The organism is Mesorhizobium sp. M5C.F.Ca.ET.164.01.1.1, assembly GCF_004792125.1.
GTDB lineage: Bacteria > Pseudomonadota > Alphaproteobacteria > Rhizobiales > Rhizobiaceae > Mesorhizobium > Mesorhizobium wenxiniae.
The window spans coordinates 1-414 of sequence record NZ_SRTG01000136.1 but is presented as its reverse complement, the minus strand read 5'-3'; the positions used below and the strand labels follow the sequence as shown (position 1 = coordinate 414).

1 pseudogene is annotated in these 414 nt (G+C 64.7%); it reads left to right on the top strand.

Annotated features, from left to right (window positions below):
* Window positions 1-414, top strand: a pseudogene (locus EN807_RS32795) (ABC transporter ATP-binding protein/permease); the annotation flags it as partial.

Below are 414 nucleotides of genomic sequence, written 5' to 3'. Positions count from 1 at the left end.
CGGCGCCCGCATCGTCGCCTATGGCCCGGGCCTGGTGCCCTTCATCCACAATGGCTTCGATCTCAAGGGCTACATAACCGGCTCCGAGATGGTCAATGCGCTCATCGGCCAGTGCTCATGGTTCATCCATGTCATGCCGGCCATCGCGACGCTGCGGGCCAACAGCCAGCGCGTGACGGAACTGGCCAACGCCATCGAGAACGTGCAGCAGCCGCAGGAATTCTACCGGCAGACCGGCCGCTCCGACTTCAGCTATGCCGGCCAGAATCCCGTCTTCGGCCTGACCATCCAGAAGCTCGAGCTGGCGCATCAGGGCGAGGATGCGACGCCCTTCCTGAGCGCCGCGAACCTTCGCTTCCGGCGCGGCGAGTGGACCTTCCTCAAGGGCGAATCCGGCTGCGGCAAAACCTCGCT